The sequence below is a fragment of the Noviherbaspirillum massiliense JC206 genome (assembly GCF_000312045.1).
In the GTDB taxonomy this organism is placed as follows: Bacteria; Pseudomonadota; Gammaproteobacteria; order Burkholderiales; family Burkholderiaceae_D; genus Noviherbaspirillum; species Noviherbaspirillum massiliense.
The window spans coordinates 637,133-656,602 of sequence record NZ_HE978635.1 but is presented as its reverse complement, the minus strand read 5'-3'; the positions used below and the strand labels follow the sequence as shown (position 1 = coordinate 656,602).

Genomic DNA, 19,470 nt, shown 5'->3' with positions numbered 1-19,470 from the left:
GCGGTCAGATTGGAAAAAATAGACAAACCGGCCTCGCAGCAGCCTGAGCCGAGGCAGGGCGCATCGTCATCGCAGGAGCAGGGGCAGGGGCAGGATCAAAGCGTCGGCATCATGCATGCGCTGAAGGAAATCAAGGATGCCTTCGTCGAGGGAGCCGCGCGTGCGAAGGAGCCAAGAGCCCATGTCGCCGACTATATCGGCCTGCTGCAGGAAAGCGAACGCCGCCTGGTCCAGGCATTCGATCAGGTGCGCAACACGCATCCCGACGAGCCTGACATCGGTCCGCTATGCGCGATCTTCGCTCAATGGTCCAGCGAGGCAGCCAAGTCACTCGATCCGTTTGTCAATCGCTACGGGGAACGCAAGGAGGGAGAACCGGAAAGGCTGGACAAACTGCTGATGACGCAGCGTAGCCAGGGCGGTTTCGATATGCTGCGTGACCTGCACGATTTATGGCTTCTGGTCAATGAAAGCATGATTTCGCTCGATATACTCGAACAGGCTGCGCGGTCCATGCATGACAAGGAATTCGAAGCAGCGATCAAATCGATCCGGCACCAGAACAAGCGGCAGCGTGCCTGGCTGAGAACAAGATTGCGGCAGGCGGCTCCCCAGACACTAGTCGTGCCATCATGAACCAGGAGAACGGTTTCCAGTCCGGGGTTCTGCCGCCCGCATTGGCCGCTATCTCGATCGGCATCGTTGGCGTTATCGGTATGGCCTCAGGAATGCCGTGGCTCTTCCCGAGCCTTGGGCCGACGCTGGCGCTGCAGACCGCCGCGCCGGACCTGCCAGGCTCACGGTCTTTCAATGTGGTGGTGGGCCATCTGATCGGCCTGTCTGCAGGGTTCGCCGCTGTTCATCTTACGCACGCTGTTGACGTGTTACCTGTCACAGATGCACATGCCTTGTCAGGGCCGCGTATTGCGGCAGCAGTGCTGGCTGTTTTCCTTTCGATGATCGTACAGCACCTGGTCAAAGCCAAGCACCCCCCGGCAGAGGCCACGACGTTGCTGATCGCATTGGGCAACTTGGAGCCCACCATGCGTACCGCCTTGACCATTATTTCCGGTGTATTGATTATGGCATTGCTGGGAGAGATATCGAGAAGGGCTGCTTATAAGAAGACATAGCTTGTTGAGCATTGCAGTTACCACACTGGTTCATGTGTGAACCGGCTTCGTGCTTGCCCAACTTGGATGTCTTCACATTGTGTCCGAACATTTCGAGCGGGCCGGCTTCCGGTTCGAAGCCATGGATATGAATTCTGCCGGCCGCTTGCTGATCATGAAGATGTTCTCTCCAATACCGGCGACAGACGCAAACCAGATCCAGCCACGCCGCCAATTCTGTATCGGGCGGAAAAGAGATGTATTGGCGACGGATTCCATTTTTCGTCGACGTTCTCTTTCCTGATAAGGTGCATAATTTGTCTTATGTAAACTGAAACGAAGAGAATCTTGATAAAGATTCGATTCGTGGCAGGCAGGAATGAAGTGTGACATTCAGGAATAGAGAGATGACCTTTTTTTACCGGTCCACAGGCGCCAGCCGATGTTGTGATCGGTTCGCAGCTGGCGCAAAGCGGCCACTAATCGCGGAACATTCACGGGTAACGACGGCCAGAAGCTGTCCGTCGAACATAGTTGAAAAAGTCCGCTCCAGAATAGGAAGCCGTCATTCGATCGATTCTTGTAACTGGCGGCAGCAATCTTCAGCGGTATAGAGCTTTCCCGTAATCGCCAGATCCAGTAACCACTTTGTCCGTTTGGTCCTTGGTTAACTTAACCGGAGTGGAGACTCCACTAACGGACGTAGTCGCGACGACAAGGAGAACAAGAAGCAGCGTAGTGGACGTGCTTGCCACTGGATTCTCGAGCGTACGCATACTTGGCCGCACCGGGTTCGTCAGCCGCGAGCGCGATGGGAGAAGCGTGAAGACCCCTGCCTCGCCATGCTGCACTCTGCCTGCGCAATCATCGCTTTGTGTTCGAACCCAATCGAAACAGCCTCTTTAAGGCTTCATGGCTGAACTTTGAGGCTTCAGCAGGACTCCGAACAATCCCTTTTGATTGAATCTTCGCAGGTCAGGCCGAATGGGTTCCGCTTCTGCGACCAACTTCTCACATTTAATCTGCTTGCTAAATTCACCAAATGCCCAGTTCAAATCAATATCGTCAACAATAAGGGCACCACCCGGTCGCAGCGCTTCCCACGCTAAGCGCATCTCGAACAGCATGTTGGTCGAGGAATGTTCACTGTCATGTATGAAGATGTCGATAGGCCCGACTTCCTTCAACAAGTGAGGTAAGTGTTGGCGGCTTGATCCAAGAAGGAGAGTCCAGTTCGTGCGATCGATCACGGCAGCACCGATTTCATGGTGCTTTTCGGGCGAGCCGGGCGGCGGAAGGTCAATACTCCAGAGATGTCCGCCACGCATACCGAGCGCCTCAAGAATGAATCGGCTAGTCACTCCGTGTGCAACACCGGTCTCAACCACCTTTGTCGCCTGCAGTCGGCGCACCAAGCACCATATAGCCTGAATGAATGCAGGATCGCCATCGTTCCAAAAAAAATAGCTTTCCGGCCCTGGCCGAAGTCCCTGTTCTTCTAAGCGTCTCAAAACTGATGGCCATAGTTGTTCGGTCTGCTTGCGGTCGTCGTCAGTCGATCCGATTCGCATACGCCAATCATGATCAACCGGATACATACGAATATGCCAATCACGATGCTTCCAACGATCAATAAAGTAGTGGCGTGATCCCATGGGGTCATGTATTGCCCACCGTAAGAATGCCCAAGATTCCATGGGATTTTGCATTGCTACATTTAGGACGGACCAAGGACGCATTGCTGACTCCCAGAGATATCGGATCGTTAGATCGTAGTGATCAGGCCTTAGTTCATCTGTAAAGACAATGCGACACCTACATGACAGAAAGAAAAAGCCAATCCAATTCCGCGTAGCGACAGAGATTTAAGATCAAACATGGCCGCCCTAAAAGTTATTGTGTTGATTTGCCAGGATCGTCTTGCGTACAGCGAGTTCTTTCTTAGTCGAGAAAATGAACACCTTTATGAGAATAAGAATGATGAATGCGGCGATCCATATCGACCAGAGCGTATGCGTGAGGAAGTGCGCGCCGCGCATCTGCTGCGACAGGCCGAGCGCAATGCCTGGAGTGAGTCCGACCACAAAGGCAGCCAGTGCCTTCAAGGGCTTTTCCGGCAGCCAGAAAGCAGCCACCGCAGCGACCCATAGGCCGCCACTTGCGTGGGCGGCCGGGAAGCAGCGTCCGGCTGCAGCGCCGGCCGGCAGGGTATCAAAGATGCGCAAATACGGGGCAAATCCGCCATAACGCTCCATGCTCCATGGGCAGTGGTGGATCGAGAGGAGTTTCATGGTGCTGACGGTAAGAGGGATCAGTACTGCCGATCCAAGGACCACCATTAATGCTCGTCTGGTTCTGACCTCCAATAGCTTTCCTTTGACTGCGCGGTCGATAAGCAGCATTGCGACCAGCACCAACCCGGCCCCGATCAACAGGCCACTCGCCATGTGGTGCATGAAGTTTTGGTAGAACCACTGGTCGCGTCGCGGAAATTTCCTGGCGCCGAAGTCAAATACTGCATCGGCGAGATAGAGGTCGACATTCGTGTACCTGCCGATCCACACCAGCACGGCTGCCATGGCAAACAGAATCACGAGCGTGATCAAGAAATGTCGGTTCGTCATGCCTTTCCTCCCGCCCTGCCCCAGCATTTTGCAGGGAGTGCTGCTTGTCACGGATTCTTTCGATCTTGCGGATGATGGAAGTGCACACCATGGCTATCCTTCCTTCGTTGCATCGCCGAATCATTGTCATCCTCCAGCGGAGAGTTTGCCCTTGATCCGTATCAAAACATGCACCCCGCCACGCCACGAAGCTTCGCCCATGAAGCTTGCAACCGTGAACAGAACCCTGGATTTGGACTCGCCCATTAGCGCGGAGGCGGTGGTGGCGGCGTCGCCGGCACGCGTTCCCAATTGCCATTGCACTGCGGGACATACGGATAGTACCCTGGAGGATTGACGCAGTAGTACCAGTACTGTGGCTGGGCTGCGGGCTCGGGCGGCGTGATCAGCGCCGCGGGAGGCGGCAGGTAGGGATCGGGATAGGGATAAACCGGCGCAGGATACCAATACCAGGTGGGCCCGACCACCCACCACCAGCCTTCGTGTGCGCCATGCCTGCCATGGACCCAGCGGCCACCGCGCCAGAAAGGCAGGTCACGGTCATGAAAGCGATGGATGTCTCCATGCCACGGCACGACACGCCGGCCGTGTTCGCCGCGCTCCGGACGAGGCCCGTTCCTGGAATGTTCTCCGCGATCGTGCTGGGCTGCTGCGGGCATGCCCAGCGCCAGCGCAAAAAGCGCCAAAAGCATAGAACGGGAAATAAGTTTCATGACTGCCATCGTGCCGCGTTACGATTGCCCTTTTGCCAACCTAAAGCACAAGCAGAGCGTTGGCCTTGATATCGCTCATCCCGCTTATCAGCCATATGCTGTCGACGCACTGCAAGATTCGCCCCGAGGGTCGGGGAATTTGATGCTGCGCAACTCCCGCCTCTGGGTATGCCGCACACGCGACCCAACCCCGATATTCTTTTTAGGTTAGTTACGCGCTGATGACACAAGGCGGCGATGAAGGAGATACGAACGATTTCGGCATGGAGCTACGGATGCTATGCATGGCTCCTGTTCATCCTAGTTCTGCTGATCTTCGGCAGCCTGATCATGCTGGTGCGCACGCCACGCCATGCGCGGCCGGTTGCCCGCACCGGCACGCGACTGCTTTTCCGTTTCGCCGCCCTGCCGCTGGCCATCCATGACAAGGAGCGGCTGCCGCGCACACCGCATATCCTGCTGGTCAATCACACGAGTTTCCTCGACGGGCTTGTGCTCACGGCGCTGCTTCCCGCGCAGCCCGGGTACGCGTTCGTTGTGCGCCAACAGCATGCTGCCCAGCGCGTGCTGTGCCCATTGCTCAGGGCACTGGGGACCGTGGTCCTGGGCCGCCCTCATCTCCATGCCGCCATCAATACCAGGCGCCTGCGGAAGGCACTGCGCCGCGGAAAAAACCTTATCGTGTTTCCGGAGGGCGGCATTGCTCCGGACGCCGGATTGAAAGCCTTCCATTCGGGAGCGTTTGTTGCCGCAGTAGCAGAAAACGTCCCAGTGGTCGTTGCAGGCCTGCGCGGATCACGTCGGGCACTGAGACTGGGAACGTGGCTGACGCGCCGCATTCCGATTACGCTGGAAATCGGTGCGGTGCTGACACCGGATGTCAAAGGCATGGAGCCGGAGCTGAACTTATCGAAGGCAGCTCATGAAGCCATGTTGCCGCTCACCGGGGAAGAAGACTTCGGGGAGTGAGCGGCATCGAGCGACTCCTTGGAGCCTGCCACCATTTCCCGCCACAGCTTTTTCCAGGTGCGCCAGTCGTGTCCCCCAGGACGCGAATAGACATGCGTGCTCGGCAGCAGCGTTGCCAGCAGCGCGTTTGCACGGGCGAAGGCATCGCTCCTGCCATAGCCGAGATAGATCGGCACCCTCGCCTGCCCTTCTGCATAGTCCCTTTTCAGCCACGACCACAGGCTGCACAGGTAGTCGCCTTCTTGAATATGTCCCGGCTCCCACTGTTCAACGCCGCCTGCCGCCGCAATTTCGTTCACCAGCTTTCCATTTCCCAAATAGGGCGCCAGCAGCAGCAAACCGGATATTTGTGCGGGATGCAATGCCGTAAAGGACAAGGCGCCAAGTCCGCCGAGGGAAATCCCGGCCAGCCAGATTCGTTCATAGCCGGCTTCGTGTGCGGAAGCGACTACGTCTTCCGCGATCCGTGCATGAATTATCCGGGATGAGTAATAGCCATAGTGCGCGTCCACGGCGACCGCATCGGCGGTAATTCCATGGTGACGCAAGTCGGCGATGAAACCGCTTCTTTCGAAATCTTCCGCCAGGTCGCCGATGCCGGGCAAGAATACGATCAGGTTCCTGCTCGATGCGCCGCCGGAATAAGCCATGAGCAGCAGCGGCGCGCCCGTCTTGAACATGCGGTCGAACCGGGAAGAGAGCAGTGCGAGTCGCGCCAGCGTGCCTCTTTTCAGTTTCCGGAATCTGTAATTCAACTCAGGGTACATGTCGGAAATTATCGATTGAATTCTTTTGCCCGGGACAGGCTGGCAAGTACGGCCACCGCTCGGCATTGCAGGTGGTTTGATTGGACGAGACTCGACACCGCGACAATCCCGACATCCTGCCACCAGCAGGTCCGGGCATGCATTTGCGGATGCAAAGACTTCGACGAAATGCGCGAGACGGCGGCGAGCCTACCGGCTGTAGTCACCCGCCGGGCCGACATCATTTGCTTCTTTCGCATTGGATGAAGCGCCCGTGCCGCTTGTGCCGCCAGCCGTGCCGTCACCGGCCAGACCGGTCGTTCCGGTGCCTCCCGCCCCGCCGGACGGAACGCGCGCGTTTGCGCTATCGGTTCCCGTCGCGGGCGGGCGCCCCAAGGGTTTCGTGGCGACGTCCGCGGCCTTCCGCTCAGCATCCTTGTCTCGCACATTGCCAGCCGTTCCTGCTTCAACAGGAGCCGACGGAGACGACACCGTCTCGACGACTTGCGCCACGTCCTGCGCCTGCGCGCCCCCCGGCGTCCTGGTGACGACGTCTCCCAGTGCGACGATACCGACCAGCTTATGCTGCTCGTCATGCGAAAGCACCGGGATACGCCGGATCTGGCTGTCGGCCATCTGGCCCATCACTTCGTCCAGGGGCTGATCATCGAAACACCAGCGCACGTCGGTACTCATGACTTGGTCGACACGGGTAGCCTGCGGCGATTTCCCGTCCGCCGTGGCACGTATGGTGATATCACGGTCGGTTAGCATGCCCACCAGCCTGTCTCCGTCGCACACAGGCAGCGCGCCGACATTCAATTCATTCATCAGCGCGGCCGCGCGTTGCACATTTTCCATAGGTGATATGGATCTGACGTTTCGTGTCATCACTTCGGAAACCATCTGCATCTGTCTCTCCTTCATTGCCCGGTGAACGCTTTTCACCGGAAGCTCACGCGAATAACGCGTAGTCGCTCTGTCCTGCGCATGAATTTGCCCAATACACGACAGCCAGCTGCCGGCCTGGGTCGATTCCCGTAAAAGCGAGCGCAGTGTCTGGTTGCTGCCCGATGGCGCAACTATGGTTTGGTTATTCTCCAACTGCCCAGTTCCCGCGATGGTGTGGATTGCAGCGGGTTTGACAGGACGATGCAAACATGCCGGCAGAACTGATACCAATTGCTCTATTCAAAGTATGCAGTCACGAAACGCAGGCGCCGGATGGCGCGTTCGCTTGAACGATCCACTGCACGTCAAATCGGGCCTGCATTGGCAAATGACCGCCGTCCAGCAATAAGTTTTAACAAGCATTAATATGCTGGTTCGCAAGCGGATTGTGTCACGGCATCACCTGCCCTTCCTGCCGGCATGCAGACCGCGGATTTTGTCTTTCTGCATAGAACATCAAAAGTGACTGCTCAGCCCTCTTCCGGTTTTACCATCAGTGATATCCGCCGCATCATCATCGGCCTGATGCTGATTATTCTTCTCGGCGCCCTCGACCAGACCATCGTCTCCGTTTCTCTGCCGCAGATGGCACATGACCTCGGCAGCGTATCGATGCTGGCCTGGGTCGTGTCGGGCTACCTCGTCGCCTCTACCGTATCGACGCCGGTCTATGGCAAGCTCGGCGACCTGTATGGGCGGCGCATGCTGCTGTCGATCGCGGTCGTCATCTTCCTGATCGCTTCGGTCGGTTGTGCGCTGGCGCAGACCATGCCGATGCTGGTACTTGCGCGAGTGCTGCAAGGCATAGGCGGCGGGGGCTTGATCTCTTCTGCGCAAGCCATTATTGGCGACGTGGTCCCGCTGCGCGAGCGCGGGCGTTATCAAGGTTACATCTCGGTTGTGTATGCGGTGGCCAGCGTTGGCGGCCCGGTACTCGGCGGCTATCTGACCCATCTGCTGTCCTGGCGCTGGGTATTCTGGATCAACTTGCCCCTGGGGGTGGTGGCACTGTGGACCGCCCGTCGTGCACTGAAAAGCCTGCCAGTGCCGGGCGTGAAACTGCCGGTGGATTATTTCGGCGCCATCCTGCTGACCACCGGTCTCAGCCTGCTGCTCGTCGCAATCACGCGCGTCGGCCAGGGCGTGGCGCTGTTGTCGCCGGACACCCTGTGGCTGATGGCCGTGTCGGTCGTGCTGTTGATGGTGTTCGTGCGGCAGGAGCATCGCACGGCCGAACCCCTGATTCCGCTTGGCCTGTTCAAGATCCGAACTGTCTGGATCGGCTGCACCATCCTGTTCATCAGCTTCTTTCAGGTGGTGTCGCTATCCGTGCTGGTGCCGTTCGGCATGCAGACACTGGATGGCATCGGCCCTGATGCCGCGGCCTTGCGCCTGATCGCATTTTCGCTGGCAGTGCCGGCAGGCGCTTTCACCGGCGGTCGCTGGATGATGCATACCGGCCGGTACAAGCCGTTGCAGGTTACCGGCACCGCGCTCTTGCCCTTGGCCACGCTGATCCTGGCCTATCTCGGTCCGCATGCCAACTTCGCCAATAGTGCCGTGCTCGCGCTGGCCGGTTTCTCGATCGGCATGACAATGCCGACCTCTCTGGTTGCCGTTCAGAATGCCGTGCCGCAGAAGAACATTGGCATTGCCACGGCAATGACCGCGCTGTTCCGCAGCATGGGCGGCGCGATTGGGGTCGCCATCCTTAGTTCGATCTTGTTTGCGCTGTTGCACGGTGGTGGCACGACCACGGGGATCGAGGCAGGAATACAGAATGCGGTAAGCAGCGATCCGGCGCATGCTTCCTTTGCCTTCCGCGTGACCTTGTTGTGCAGCGCGCTGATTGCAGCGGCGGCGCATGTGCTGGCCTGGATGATTCCGGAAAATACGCTGCGCACAGGGTCGCAGGCAGCCGCGAAAAAGACCGAGGAAAAAATCTCGTAGGCACCGCAGGGTCCGGCGCTACAGGACATTCTGGCCAGGCTTCGATCTGCAGCGCTTCTGTAGCCGCGCAGCGCTATCTCTTGCAAAAGCCTGTCTGCGCTGTCATAAGTCCGCCGGATGCCGGACATGCATTGGCGGCTTCTTATTATTTGGTTTCGCAGCGAGATTGCTACAGCATTGTTGATTGAAGCAGACCAGATAGCGCGATCGCAAAAGCCCATTCACCACCGGTCAGCGGTTCTGCATATTGCCCGGGCTTATTTTTAGCGGCAATAATGGGATTGGGTAACGGGCATGTGCAAGTCCCGTTGCAGCGCCCTCGCGCCCCTTTTGGGACGCGGGGGGGGGGGAACTGTTATTAATTGCGCGCTGCGTTTTGAATCGCCAGGAGGATCGCAACTGCCTTCTCGATTACTTCGGCTTGGCTCGCTACCTGCATGGATTCCTTCAGTTCATGCAAACCCTCGCGTGTTTCCCGTGTTACCGGTACATTAATGAAGCCGTCAGGCTGGCCCGTGCTCTTCGTTCTCGGCATGGCATTTCCTTTCTCTTTCAGTCGGTTACTCTAATTATGTCGGCCGTTACCACTCCGGCCCGTTACGCGTCTGGCGTCACCCCTGCTTTTGCGCGTCAACAATGCAGCATTCGAGATGATGCCTGATTTATCCATTCGACGGTTGTTCTGGACTAAATTTCATTCCTTATCGGCTTGCCGTCAGTGCTCGACAAGCGAGCGACATTACTTAGCCTTCGTCTTGTGCTTTCTCGACCGAGATTTAGTCTAATAAATTAGCAGCTTGGAGACGACCGAGTTCCTGATTGACTCATTCCACCGCATATTTGGAATCACTTTATTGATAAGCGCCAATATTATTGGCATTCCAGTAGACTAAGACCTAGGTATATCGGGATCGTCACGGCGATATTAGTGGCCTCAGGCGACTAACAAGCACGGCCGACTAATACTTAGGGCTGGTTGTGCTTCCCCGGATGCGATCTTTTCGTGAGTCAATCCTGGCATTGCCTGCTCCTTTTGGAGCAGCAAGGCATCCCATCTTTCCCGTCTCTCATCACCCAGAAGTTACTTATGCAGGTGTATCAGGAACCAGAGAACAGTTCCGCAGTCATCGGGTTTGATCGTCCGGACTAACCTTAGGAGAAGCCTATGTCTGAATTGAAAGCCGCATTCCTCGGCCTTGGAAAGATGGGACTTCCCATGGCCCGCAATCTGCTCGCAAGCGGCCTGCGCTTGAGCGTCTACAACCGCACCAGGGCGCGTGCGGATGAATTGGCGGCTGCCGGTGCAACGGTTGCGGACAGGCCTGCCGGCGCCGTTGCTGCCGGCGGCATTGCTGTCACGATGCTGGCCAATGATGCCGCGCTGGAAGCCGTCACGCTTGGAAGCGAAGGCATCCTGGAAAAACTTGGCAAGGGGGGCTTGCACATTTCCATGAGCACTGTCTCACCCGACACTTCAAGAAAACTCGCCGCGAGTCATGCCGAGCATGGCAGCCTGTTCCTGAGTGCGCCGGTCTTCGGGCGTCCCGAGGCTGCCGCGGGCAAGAAGCTGTGGATTTGCCAGTCGGGGACGTCCGAAGCGAAACAGCGCGCCAAACCAGTCATCGATGCATTGGGCCAGGGAAGCTTCGACTTTGGCGAAGACCCGGGCGCAGCCAACGTCGTCAAGCTGGCGGGGAATTTCATGATCCTGTCCGCCATCGAAACCATGTCGGAAGCGCTTGCCTTGGGAGAGAAGAACGGTATCGACCGCAAAGACCTGGCCGCATTCTTCGGCAAGACGATATTTGCCTGCCCGCTGTATCAGAACTATGGGCGCATCCTCGCGGAACGTGCCTATGAACCAGCCGGATTCAAGCTGGAACTGGGCATGAAAGATGTACGGCTTGTGCGCGACACTGCGGAGGATGCGACGGTGCCCATGCCTTTGGCGGACCTGCTCCATGCCCGCCTGCTCACCAGTCTCGCCAAGGGGCGCGCGGGCCTGGACTGGACTGCGATCGAACTCTCTACTGCGGAGGATGCCGCGCTGCGCTGAGTCGGCTCGGCCTGCATCCTCTCCGGCGATTCGGATCTCGCTGCTCGTGATCGTCGGATTTGCGCTTCATGCACCTGCACTGGCTGGCATGCATGCTCAGTGCTCGTCCAGATATCGCCCTTCCAGACCCGGAGCGCGCTCCTTGATGGCTGCATTGAAGTGCTTCCTCAGTCGAGCCATGGTTTCCGTCTCGTCCCAGCCGTGGCTTTGCTTGAAGCCGTTGGCAATATGCTGGGCAATGTCGCTGAGGATATTCCCCCATGCCCACAGCTCGTCCACGCCGCATTCCTCGGCATCCTCGTACATCCCCAGCAGAAGCGACACATTGCAGGAGCCATTGCCGAGCCAGACCCTGGCCATTTCGGTGGCGTCCGCGTCGCCGTTGTTTTCAGTTGGAATGGGAAGTTCGCGCATGGTCCGATTCGCCTAAAGTGATTGTCTGAGGAAGACTTGCAAAAACCTGCCGGATGCTGACACAGGAATGCGAACCTGGCAATCTGCATCGGAAGACAAAGCGGGCGGTGAGGATGGCAAGCCGCACAACGTTAGCGAGTCCAGGCTGTCAAAGGCTGTTACGAGTTGCCGCGGCCATGAAGCGTCGATACTGGTGTAAATGCTAGAAAGCCTTATGCAAGCAATGTAAAAGATGATGAGCGGGAATTCGTCATGCCTATCCGGCCTTGTCGCCCCTGGAAGCGGGGCAGCGCGAGCATGCGTTGCACTGTCTGCTCTGGAGTGAGGCTTTCCGGCGCCGGCTGCCACGCGATATTCCACGGGTGGCACACCGATCAATCGCGAAACCAGCGCGGGCTGCGCACTGGATGCTTTGGAACGATGGGGCATGCCTTGCATGCGCTGGTGCGATGGTGTCCGGGCGGAAGCCACCCAAGGTGAAGAAGGGGTTCGAGCTGGCGCCCTTGACCAAGCCCATGTTGCCCTTCTTTCAACACAGGCTTGGACCGCCATCTACTCCGCAATTTCCCCTCCCAAGGGCCTGCTGAAAGAGGCACCAAGAGAAGAAGAAAGTCTAGCGTGCGGTTGTCGGGTTATGAATCAGTGCGCTTTTTGTCCGAGTGCGCTCTTCTTTGGTTTTGGACAAGGCGATCGCAACTCCGCCGAGCAAGGCAAATCCGCCCAGCATCAACAGTGACGTCTTGTAGTCCGACGAAATCGATCTCACGTAACCAACCAACAGCGGCCCCAGGAATTGGCCAATGAGATTGCCTACACCGCTGACAACGGCAACCGCCGGCATCGCTTTACGCAGTGGAAGAATTTCTGTCAGCCGCGAGAAGACGAGTGGCATGAGCATTTTCAGGGTGAATCCCATCAAAATGAAGAGGCAGATTTGGACGTAGTACAGGGACAAGGGTACAAATGCGGCGGCAATGACCAACAGGCCGGTAATCATTGTCGGCACCGCGGCATGCCAACGCCGTTCCTGTCCATGCCTGTCCGAGCGGCGGCTAATGTAGTAGATACCCAGCATCGTCATGACAAAGGGCGCGCCAGCGAAAAGACCGATCATCGTTTCGCTCAGCTGACCGTATGATTTCATAATGGTCGGCAGCCAAAGCGTTATGCCGTACAGAAGAATCGTATTGAGGCCGAAACCGGCGGTCAGCCACCAGACGGCAGGTTCGCTGAAAATGGTCCACCACGGGTCTACTTCCGGCTTCTTGTAGTTCGCTTGCTCTTGATCGAGCGTGTCCTTGATCAGTGTCCGGTCTTGTGCAGGCAGCCAATTCGCGCTATCGAGGTTTTTCGGGATGGCTTTGAACAAGATGACACAGAACAGCCATGCCGGCAGCCCTTCAACGACCAGCATGATGCGCCAATCATAGTGGGCGATAATGGCACCGGATATCGGTCCCGCGAGGAAGCCGCCCAAGGGCGCACCGAGGTTCCAGATTCCAAACGCTCGCCCACGTTCGGCTTTCATGAACCATTGTGCCAGCAGCATGGATGTGGCTGCATAGACTGGCCCTTCGGCCAAGCCCAGGAGTATGCGAACCGCGATGACTTCCCAGAAGGTATGCGCCATTCCTGTCATCATGGCCGCACCGCCAAAGAGGAACAGGCAGATGGCAATGAGTCGTCTCGAGCCGAACTTCAGCGCGAGCCAGCCAGCCAGCAACTGCGTGAAAGCGTAGCCCCAGGCGAAGGCGCCGCCGATCCACCCGCCTTGCACGGAGGTAAGCCCGAGCTCCTTTGTCATGTGCGGCAACGCCATCCCGATATTCACGCGGTCGAAATACGACAGCATGTACACCATGAATACCGTGGGAAGGACGGTGAACCAACGGTATTTTCCAATTTTCAGAACACTTTCTAGTGAGTGATCCATTCCGGAGTCTCCTTGTCTCTATATTTCTCTAAAAGGCGCCAGTGCGGATGTCTCCGCCGCCGCCGTCATTGGCTCTGCAATATCTATCAGCGAGCAGGCGCTGGCTGCACGACGCATTGGAATATCGACGCCGTTGCAAAAGCAAAGTCATAGCCCGGATCAAAGAACTTCCTTGATGTAGGACTCTTTCTCCATTTCCGCGATTTCCACGCTCAGCTGAACCGTCATTCCGGGAGGCCGCTGGCAGTGTTCCCTGAGGACTGCCGCAATTCGCGCGGAAAGATCGGATCGCACCTGAGGTGTGCGGCCGGGCAAAATGCGCAGCTGCGCATAGACGAAGCCGCGGCTGCCTTCGCCAGTGCCGATTCGAATTACGTCGCGCAGCACGATGCGCGACTTGAGGTCGCTTTCCCTTTGAATCGCGCCACTGGCCAGGAGGGACGCGTTGACATTCCTTAACGTGCTTTCCAGGTCTGTCTCCTGAAGGACGCCAGGCGAGTATTCAATTGTGAGATGTGGCATATGGTTCCCAGGCGCCTTGGAAAATGCGGCGCCAGTTCGTGTTACTGATCTAAAGGAGCGCCGTCGACGGTGCGGCGCATTGAGACAGGGCGGTACAAGGGAGCGCGCTTATGCTCCACATCATCGACTAGTTCAACGCCGATGCCGGGTGCGTCCGGTACCGTGATAAATCCGGCTTGCGGGACTGGATGGCTCTTGACGAGATCCGAACCCAGCAGCTTTTGTCCTGACTTGAGAACCAGATTTTCGAATCCGGTCGGATATTCCTGAATCGCAAAATTCGGTACGGCCGCAGCAACCTGCATGCATGCGGCCAGGCTGATTGGCGAAAGCGGATTATGCGGTGCAATGTCGACGTTCTGTGCTTCGGCCAGGGCGGCGATCTTCTTCGCTCCTGTGATACCGCCGCACACGCAGACCGAGGTCCGGGCAAACCGGACGCTGCCACCGGCAAGCTGCTGCTGAAACTCGGCCGGAGTACAGAAGCGTTCACCCGTCGCAATCGGCACCTTGATGGAGTGGCCCACCGTGGTCATTTGCGGATAGAACTCGGGACGAAGGGGGTCCTCAAGCCACATGGGGGTGAGCGGCTCCAGCGCCTGGCCGATGGCAATCGCTTCTGCGGGACTGAGGCGGCGATGCATCTCGATCAGCAAGTCGACGTCGGGACCGACCGCCTCCCGAAATGCCATCACGCGTTCTTTCGCATCGCGCACCTTGCCGACGTGTGACCGGAAATAGGTTTCGCCTTCCGGCTCATCAAGGAAGGGATTGATGTGGCCCACTGCAGTGAAGCCTTCCGAGCGCAGGCGCCGGCATTCGGCCAGCACTTCGTCAAGCGTCTCTGCATAGACATGGCCGTAGACACGCAATTTGTCCCGATAGCCACCGCCCAGCAATTGCCATACCGGTACCTGCAGCCGCTTTCCTAGCAAATCCCACAGCGCGATGTCGATTGCCGAGACGGCGGCATTTACGGCTGTTCCACGGAAGTGCGAAAAGCGCTGCATCACATTCCAATGCAGTTCGATTTGATTGGCATCCTTGCCAACGAGGTAGCGGCCAAATTTTTCCAAGGCCGCCTTGGCGGCTTCGATGTGTCCCCATGAGCCCGCCTCGCCGTACCCTACCAGCCCGGCTTCGGTGCGAATGCGGGCGTACAGGAATTGTCCAACGTGAAGAGCTTCAACGGATTCAATGCGGTGGAACGGCTTAGTCATAACGATATCTCAGGCCTCAGTATGATGTTTTAGGTAGGAAATTCGGTGCTAATTCACTGTGTCAGCGGCTGCAACGCGCTTAGCCAATGACTCCCCTCTCCCGGCAACCGAAGCACGACGCGTTGTCATGCTGGGGCTCGCCGGTGGCAGAATGCGGATGCGTAAATAAATGAATCACTGTTTCCGCCTCTCGGCGCCTGCCGGTCTTGCTGGTCTTGGTGCAATGAACTATACGATTCGAAAAACGCGCTGAGAATCAAATTCTATAGAGTAATTTCTATATTCTGTATAGAATACGGCGATGACCGCAATCGACCTCAGTCCTGTATTCGTACGGCTTGCCCGGCATATTCGTGAACGCATCGTTGGCGGAGAGTGGCTGCCCGGCCAGCTTCTCCCGGGAGAAGAAGCCCTTGCGCGTGAAATGAAGGTCAGTGTCGGCACGGTGCGCAAGGCCTTCGATGTGCTGAGTGGACAAGGCCTGGTGACGCGCCATCGCGGCCGGGGCACATTCGTGGCGCGAGCGACGGATGAACGCGCTTTTACCAGTTTTTTCCGCTTGGTGGATCGTGATAGCAACGCGCGTCAATTGCCATCGGATACGATTCTGGCACGTGAGCGCACGACAGCCGACCCCGAGGAACGGGCAGCCCTTAACTTGAAGGAAGACGAGATGGTCTATCGTCTTCGACGGCGACGCGTCCTTGATGGTGTGCCGCTGGTCCTGGAAACCATCGCATTTCCTTTCGCCCGCGTGGGAACCAAGGAATGGGGTGACGATAGCTCGCCATTTCATCTGGTTTACTCGTTTCTTGAACAGCAGTGCGGGATCTCGATAAGCCGGGTGCAGGATCGGCTCCAGGCTTGCCTCCTGCCCCCGGAGCTTGCAGAGGATTTTGCATTGCCCGCCGGTCACCCGGTATTGCTGTCCATTCGTACGGCTTACGACCTGCATGGTGAACCGGTTGAATTTCGGCGCTCATGGATGTCTACCGAGGCGCACGTCTATCTAAGCGAGCTGAGATGGGCCGGAACCACTGAAGGCCATCCATGAAGCACAGCGGCCATGAAGCAGCGCCGGCAGGAAGCGCCGGCGCCGGTTCATGACAGCCGCTAGCAAAAATCCCGACTGCCCGACTCCAGCTTCCCCAGCAGGTGCGACAAGTCGACCAGGCGCTTGGCGACCAGATGCCGCACTTGGGCTTCGCACTGCCAGATGCCATACACGCCGAGCAGCGATGCGCTCAGGACTTCTTTGCGCTGCTTCTCGACCAGGTCCGGCCACACGATCACGTTGATCGGCCCGGTCTCGTCCTCCATCGTGATGAAGACCACGCCCCTGGCGGTTTCCGGGCGCTGGCGCACCGTCACGATGCCGCAGCCGCGCGCAATCTGGCGGTCGGCAAAGGTATTGAGCACTTCGGCCGGCAGGAAGCGCATCCTGGCGAGAGTCGGCCGCAGCAGCGCCACCGGATGGCGCCCGAGCGTCAGGCCGATGGAACGATAGTCGCCGGCGATGTTTTCCGCTTCCGAGGGCGCGGGCAACTGCACTTCCTCTTCCGCTATCGCCGCTCGCTTCAGCAAGCCGCGCTCCGGCGCGGCCGCCAGGGCATGCCACAGCGCCTCGCGCCGGTGGCCGGCCAGCGAGACCAGGGCATTCGCCTGCGCCAGCTTTTCGAGTTCCGTGCGCGTCAGCTGTGCCCGCAATGCGAGGTCGCGCAGGTCGGCAAACGGCCGGATGGCGCGCGCTTCCTCGATGCGCAAGCCTGCTTCCTGCGACAGGCCCGACACCATGTTCAAGCCGAGCCGCACGGCTGTCCGGCTGCGCCCGGTGTCTTCGAGCACCGCTTCCCATTGGCTCGCCTGCACTTCCACCGGCAAGACTTCGACGCCATGCCGGCGCGCATCCTGCACCAGCTGCGCCGGCGCATAAAAACCCATCGGCTGCGAATTCAGCAGCGCCGCGAGGAAGGCTTCCGGCTCGTGGCATTTCAGCCAGCTGCTGGCATAGGCGAGCAAGGCGAAGCTCGCCGCATGGCTTTCAGGGAAGCCGTATTCCGCGAAGCCCTGCACCTGCTGGCAAATCTGTTGCGCGAACTCTTCCGAATAGTCGCGCGCGAGCATCCCCTGCGTGAGCTTGTCCTGGAATTTATCGAGCTGTCCCTTGCGCTTCCACGCGGCCATGGCGCGCCGCAGCTGGTCGGCTTCTCCGGGCGAAAAGCCGCCGGCCAGCATCGCAATCTGCATCACCTGTTCCTGGAAGATCGGCACGCCCAGCGTGCGCGACAGCGCCTGCTCTACTTCGGCGCTGGGATAGGTGACCGGCTCCAGGCCCTGCCGGCGCTTGAGATAGGGATGCACCATCCCGCCCTGGATGGGACCGGGGCGGATGATCGCCACTTCAATCACCAGGTCATAGAAAGTGCATGGCTGCATGCGCGGCAGCATCGACATCTGCGCCCGGCTTTCGATCTGGAACACGCCGACGGTATCGGCGCGGCTGATCATGGCATAGGTCGCCGGGTCTTCCGCCGGGATATCCTGCAATTCGAAGCGTTCGCCGCGCTGCTGCGAGATGAGGTCCAGTGCGCGGCGAATCATGCTCAGCATGCCCAGCGCGAGGATGTCGACCTTGAGCAGGCCCAAGGCATCCAGGTCATCCTTGTCCCATTGCACGACGCTCCTGTCCGCCATGGCCGCGTTTTCGATCGGCACCAGGCGCGACAGCTTGCCGCGCGCGATGACGAAGCCGCCCGGATGCTGCGACAGGTGGCGCGGAAAACCCAGCAGGGTTTGGGCGAGGCCGACCCAGTGCCGGGCAATCGGCGAATCCGGGTCCATGCCGCATTCCTGCAAGCGTTCGGCCAATGCCGTCTTGCCATCCCACCAGCGATGCGATTTCGCCACCTGGTCGACGATGCTCAGGTCCACGCCGAGCGCCTTGCCGACATCCCGCAGCGCGCTCCTCGGCCGGTAACTGATGACGACGCCCGTCAATGCCGCGCGCTGTCGGCCGTATTTTTCGTAGATGTACTGGATGACTTCTTCCCGCCGCTGGTGCTCGAAATCGACATCGATGTCCGGCGGTTCATTGCGCTCCTTCGAGATGAAGCGCTCGAACAGGAGATTGCCACGCGCCGGGTCGACTTCGGTAATGCCCAGGCAATAGCAGACGGCGCTGTTGGCGGCGGACCCGCGGCCCTGGCACAGGATGTGGCGGCTGCGGGCGAAACGGACGATGTCGTACACCGTCAGGAAGTACGGTTCATACGCCATCTCGCCGATCAGCGTCAGTTCATGTTCGACCTGCTGTTGCACGCTGGCCGGGATGCCATGGGGGAAGCGGTGCTGTGCGCCGATGTAGGTTTCCTTGCGCAGATAGCTCGCTGCGGTTTCGCCCGGCGGCACCAGTTCATCCGGGTATTCATAGCGCAATTCATCCAGCGAAAAGGTACACAGATCGGCTATCCGGATCGTCTCGGCGAGTGCGGCCGGCGGATAGATATTCCCCAGCCGCAGCCGGGAACGCAAATGCTGCTCCGCATTCGGCGCGAGTTCGAAGCCGCACTCGGCAACCGGCTTGCACAGGCGAATGGCGGTCAGGATGTCCTGCAGGGGCTTGCGCGAACGCACATGCATGCACACATCGCCGGTGGCAGCGACGGGCAGCCCGAGATTCTGTGCAACCTGCTCGATCACATAGCGGTGCTGCACATCGCGCGCCTGGTGCAGCAGGGTCAGGGCCAGCCAGGCACGGCCGGGAAAGGCGGTGCGCAGCCACTGCGCCTGCTGCTGCAATTCCGCTTCCCGGATGCGGTAAGCGGGAGCGAGGAGCACGAGGCAGCCGGGCATGCCGCGCAAGTGCGCATGCGGCTTGTCGGGATGAGTGAAGTCCGCCAGCGTGATGCGGTAACTGCCCTTGTCCGCCCGCGTGCGCCCGAGCGTGATGAGTTCGCACAGGTTGCCGTAGCCTTCGCGGTTTTGCGCCAGCACGATGAGCGTGAAGACGGGCCGGCCGGTGTCGTCGGTCACCCGGAACTGGCTGCCGACAATCAGGTGCAAGCCGAGCTTCTTCGCTTCGACATGGGCGCGCACGACGCCGGCCACCGAACATTCATCTGTCGGCGCAAGCGCGCGGTAGCCCAGTTTCGCCGCCCGCGCCGCAAGCTCTTCCGGATGGGAAGCGCCGCGCAGGAAAGTGAAGTTGGAGACACACTGCAATTCGGCATAGGCCGGCAGGATTTCGGGCATGGCTGCCAT

17 protein-coding genes are annotated in these 19,470 nt (G+C 58.8%); 6 read left to right on the top strand and 11 right to left on the bottom strand.

Features of this window, described 5'->3' with window-relative positions:
- Positions 1-9 precede the first annotated feature (9 nt).
- Both HGHM_RS23635 and HGHM_RS21890 read left to right on the top strand, forming a co-directional pair.
- The gene (locus HGHM_RS23635; RefSeq protein ID WP_218918060.1) at positions 10-636 is read left to right on the top strand and encodes a hypothetical protein; all 627 of its coding nucleotides are present in this window, start codon (positions 10-12) and stop codon (positions 634-636) included.
- On the top strand, positions 633-1,133 hold the full coding sequence (locus HGHM_RS21890; RefSeq protein ID WP_019143072.1) for an HPP family protein: 501 nt from the start codon (positions 633-635) through the stop codon (positions 1,131-1,133). Before HGHM_RS23635 ends, HGHM_RS21890 begins: the two co-directional genes overlap by 4 nt.
- An 881-nt stretch (positions 1,134-2,014) precedes the next feature.
- Here the strand turns inward: HGHM_RS21890 and HGHM_RS22750 are convergent.
- The 3 genes from HGHM_RS22750 to HGHM_RS23520 form a co-directional block, all read right to left on the bottom strand.
- Positions 2,015-2,809, bottom strand: a complete 795-nt coding sequence (locus HGHM_RS22750) for a class I SAM-dependent methyltransferase (protein ID WP_161603798.1) — start codon at positions 2,807-2,809, stop codon at positions 2,015-2,017.
- A 189-nt stretch (positions 2,810-2,998) separates the two neighbouring features.
- Positions 2,999-3,736, bottom strand: coding sequence for a phosphatase PAP2 family protein (locus HGHM_RS21880; RefSeq protein WP_019143069.1), 738 nt, complete (start codon positions 3,734-3,736; stop codon positions 2,999-3,001).
- A 245-nt stretch (positions 3,737-3,981) separates the two neighbouring features.
- Positions 3,982-4,449: a hypothetical protein gene (locus HGHM_RS23520; RefSeq protein ID WP_148415788.1), complete on the bottom strand. Its 468-nt coding sequence runs from the start codon at positions 4,447-4,449 to the stop codon at positions 3,982-3,984.
- Positions 4,450-4,686: 237 nt separating this feature from the next.
- Here HGHM_RS23520 and HGHM_RS18545 point away from each other — a divergent pair, with 237 nt between their 5' ends.
- Positions 4,687-5,418 (top strand): lysophospholipid acyltransferase family protein, encoded by a 732-nt coding sequence (locus HGHM_RS18545; protein ID WP_019143067.1) that lies wholly within the window; start codon positions 4,687-4,689, stop codon positions 5,416-5,418.
- Here the strand turns inward: HGHM_RS18545 and HGHM_RS21875 are convergent.
- Together HGHM_RS21875 and HGHM_RS22745 are read right to left on the bottom strand one after the other, a co-directional pair.
- Positions 5,370-6,173 (bottom strand): alpha/beta fold hydrolase, encoded by an 804-nt coding sequence (locus HGHM_RS21875; protein ID WP_148415785.1) that lies wholly within the window; start codon positions 6,171-6,173, stop codon positions 5,370-5,372. The two genes, HGHM_RS18545 and HGHM_RS21875, sit on opposite strands and share 49 nt — an antisense overlap.
- A 201-nt stretch (positions 6,174-6,374) precedes the next feature.
- Entirely contained in the window at positions 6,375-7,055 is a 681-nt protein-coding gene (locus HGHM_RS22745) for a CBS domain-containing protein (RefSeq protein WP_075111773.1), read from the bottom strand.
- Between the two features lie 522 nt (positions 7,056-7,577).
- On the opposite strand from HGHM_RS22745, the gene HGHM_RS18530 reads away from it, so the two are divergent.
- Positions 7,578-9,065, top strand: a complete 1,488-nt coding sequence (locus HGHM_RS18530) for an MDR family MFS transporter (protein ID WP_019143064.1) — start codon at positions 7,578-7,580, stop codon at positions 9,063-9,065.
- A gap of 358 nt (positions 9,066-9,423) precedes the next feature.
- On the opposite strand, the gene HGHM_RS23515 is transcribed toward HGHM_RS18530, so the two are convergent.
- A complete protein-coding gene (locus HGHM_RS23515) occupies positions 9,424-9,600 on the bottom strand; it encodes a hypothetical protein (RefSeq protein WP_019143063.1) in 177 nt (58 codons plus the stop codon).
- 630 nt (positions 9,601-10,230) lie between these two features.
- On the opposite strand from HGHM_RS23515, the gene HGHM_RS18520 reads away from it, so the two are divergent.
- A complete protein-coding gene (locus HGHM_RS18520) occupies positions 10,231-11,121 on the top strand; it encodes an NAD(P)-dependent oxidoreductase (protein WP_019143062.1) in 891 nt (296 codons plus the stop codon).
- A 96-nt stretch (positions 11,122-11,217) separates the two neighbouring features.
- Here the strand turns inward: HGHM_RS18520 and HGHM_RS22455 are convergent, their stop codons facing one another.
- The 4 genes from HGHM_RS22455 to HGHM_RS18500 form a co-directional block, all read right to left on the bottom strand.
- Positions 11,218-11,535: a DUF5076 domain-containing protein gene (locus tag HGHM_RS22455; protein ID WP_019143061.1), complete on the bottom strand. Its 318-nt coding sequence runs from the start codon at positions 11,533-11,535 to the stop codon at positions 11,218-11,220.
- Between the two features lie 613 nt (positions 11,536-12,148).
- Complete coding sequence (locus HGHM_RS21860) at positions 12,149-13,468, bottom strand: MFS transporter (RefSeq protein WP_051155345.1); 1,320 nt, start codon at positions 13,466-13,468, stop codon at positions 12,149-12,151.
- A 159-nt stretch (positions 13,469-13,627) separates the two neighbouring features.
- Complete coding sequence (locus HGHM_RS18505) at positions 13,628-13,990, bottom strand: 5-carboxymethyl-2-hydroxymuconate Delta-isomerase (protein ID WP_019143059.1); 363 nt, start codon at positions 13,988-13,990, stop codon at positions 13,628-13,630.
- Between the two features lie 41 nt (positions 13,991-14,031).
- Positions 14,032-15,210 carry a mandelate racemase/muconate lactonizing enzyme family protein gene (locus tag HGHM_RS18500; protein WP_019143058.1) on the bottom strand — a complete coding sequence of 393 codons (1,179 nt, stop codon included), beginning with the start codon at positions 15,208-15,210 and terminating at the stop codon, positions 14,032-14,034.
- 301 nt (positions 15,211-15,511) lie between these two features.
- Between HGHM_RS18500 and HGHM_RS22740 the strand changes: the two genes are divergently transcribed.
- Complete coding sequence (locus HGHM_RS22740; RefSeq protein ID WP_075111760.1) at positions 15,512-16,264, top strand: GntR family transcriptional regulator; 753 nt, start codon at positions 15,512-15,514, stop codon at positions 16,262-16,264.
- A 59-nt stretch (positions 16,265-16,323) separates the two neighbouring features.
- On the opposite strand, the gene HGHM_RS18490 is transcribed toward HGHM_RS22740, so the two are convergent.
- A complete protein-coding gene (locus HGHM_RS18490; protein ID WP_019143056.1) occupies positions 16,324-19,470 on the bottom strand; it encodes an error-prone DNA polymerase in 3,147 nt (1,048 codons plus the stop codon).